This is a genomic window from Henriciella mobilis, from assembly GCF_003576315.1.
GTDB lineage: Bacteria > Pseudomonadota > Alphaproteobacteria > Caulobacterales > Hyphomonadaceae > Henriciella > Henriciella mobilis.
Genome location: NZ_QWFZ01000034.1, coordinates 1 through 2,115, shown reverse-complemented (window position 1 = coordinate 2,115; position 2,115 = coordinate 1). Strand labels below are relative to the sequence as shown.

Here is a 2,115-nt window from a genome sequence, read left to right as displayed (position 1 = left end):
CCACCACCGCCGCCGCCTCCGCCACCGCCGCCGCCGCCACCGCCGCCGCCTCCACCGCCTCCGCCGCCGCCACCGCCGCCGCCGGAAGAGGTTGAGGAAGCGCCGGTCGCAGCCTGCTCGACGCTGAACCAGGCCTTCGTGGTCTACTTCGAGTGGGACAGCTCCGACCTGACGAGCCAGGCGGCTGCCGTGATCGACCAGGCTGTTGCCAACATCCGGGCGCGTGAAGACTGTGCCCCGGGCTCGGTGACGATTGTTGGTCACACCGACACCTCGGGTGCAGCGACCTACAACGCCCGCCTGTCGCAGCGCCGTGCGGCTTCTGTCGCAACAGCACTGACGTCGCGTGGCATCGGGTCTGACATGATCTCGACCGAAGGCCGTGGTGAGAACGATCTCGCCAAGGCGACGCGCGACGGTGTTCGCGAGCCGCTGAACCGTCGTTCGGAAGTCACGATCATCGTCCGCTAGGACGGCGATCCGACAACCAGAAACAGGAATGGCCCGGCAATGCGCCGGGCCATTTTTTATGGTGCAGACTGTTGGAAACTCCGGGGATGGATTGGGCCGAGGGCGGTCATGAAGCCAAGGTAGAAGGCCGCTGCGGACGATCGCGTTTATCCAGCGTTCCGGTTTTGGCCGGCTCAGGCCGCAAACCTACCAATAATTTCATATAAAAGTCGTTTTCTCGCCCTCGTATATGGAACCAATCTTCTATAGACGAGTAGTCACACGGAATGGTCCGTTAGTCTCTGCGGCCGGTGGGCAATAGTGCCCATGCGGCTCACAAAAGGGGATGAGTATGAAAAAAACTCTGATGTGCGCGACAGCTGCGGCCGCTATGGTGTCGGCAGGCAACGTCGCTATAGCGCAGGACGGCTGGTATGGCCGTGCTGATCTTGGCTACAGTTTCGACGGGACACTGGATCACGATCCGGAGCCCGATTCGCTTTACTCCCTCGGGGGTGATTCCAGCCTCGATGGCGGTCTGGCCGGCGCCCAGCTCGGCCTCGGTTACGGCTTCGACAATGGCTTCCGCCTTGAATCGACGATCGGTTACCGTGGCGGCTCGCTCGATCCGGACGGCGTGATCAATGGCGGCCCGCCGGTCGATTCCGCGATTTACCGTTACGATGCCGGGTCCGACGGCAAGATCGGTATCTGGGACCTGATGTTCAACGGTCTTTACGATTTCAACCCGGAAGGCCAGGTCCAGCCCTATCTCGGTGCTGGTATCGGCCTTGCCCAGGTCGACGCCAAGGCCTTCAGCCTGAGCGCGCTTCTGCCTGACGATACGCCCGTCACGGTTAACGGCTTCAGCGATTCCGACACGTCGATCGCTTACCAGCTTCTGGCCGGTGTTGGTTATGATGTGACCGATCAGATCACGCTCGATCTCGGCTACAAGTATTTCGTCGCCGAAGATCTGGACTTCGCGGGCCGCGGCCCGGGAACGGCCGGCAATCCTCGGATTCCGGTGGCCTACGAAGGCGCTTACACCGATCACAGCGTGACGGTTGGTCTGCGGTACCAGTTCGGCGCCCCGCCGCCGCCACCACCGCCGCCGCCTCCGCCACCGCCGCCGCCGCCACCGCCGCCGCCTCCACCGCCTCCGCCGCCGCCACCGCCGCCGCCGGAAGAGGTTGAGGAAGCGCCGGTCGCAGCCTGCTCGACGCTGAACCAGGCCTTCGTGGTCTACTTCGAGTGGGACAGCTCCGACCTGACGAGCCAGGCGGCTGCCGTGATCGACCAGGCTGTTGCCAACATCCGGGCGCGTGAAGACTGTGCCCCGGGCTCGGTGACGATTGTTGGTCACACCGACACCTCGGGTGCAGCGACCTACAACGCCCGCCTGTCGCAGCGCCGTGCGGCTTCTGTCGCAACAGCACTGACGTCGCGTGGCATCGGGTCTGACATGATCTCGACCGAAGGCCGTGGTGAGAACGATCTCGCCAAGGCGACGCGCGACGGTGTTCGCGAGCCGCTGAACCGTCGTTCGGAAGTCACGATCATCGTCCGCTAGGACGGCGATCCGACAACCAGAAACAGGAATGGCCCGGCAATGCGCCGGGCCATTTTTTATGGTGCAGACTGTTGGAAACTCCGGGGATGGAT

2 protein-coding genes are annotated in these 2,115 nt (G+C 63.6%); both read left to right on the top strand.

From position 1 onward, the window contains the following. Positions 1–471, top strand: a 471-nt coding sequence (locus tag D1227_RS16355) for an OmpA family protein (protein WP_147373323.1), incomplete at its 5' end; no start/stop codon positions are given. Positions 472–802: 331 nt separating this feature from the next. Further along, positions 803–2,023, top strand: coding sequence for an OmpA family protein (locus D1227_RS16350; protein WP_199288338.1), 1,221 nt, complete (start codon positions 803–805; stop codon positions 2,021–2,023). Positions 2,024–2,115: the final 92 nt, after the last annotated feature.

Bases quoted from the DNA above. Each gene is read 5' to 3' on its own strand.
- D1227_RS16350 (WP_199288338.1), top strand. From the start codon at position 803: ATGAAAAAAACTCTGATGTGCGCGACAGCTGCGGCCGCTATGGTGTCG.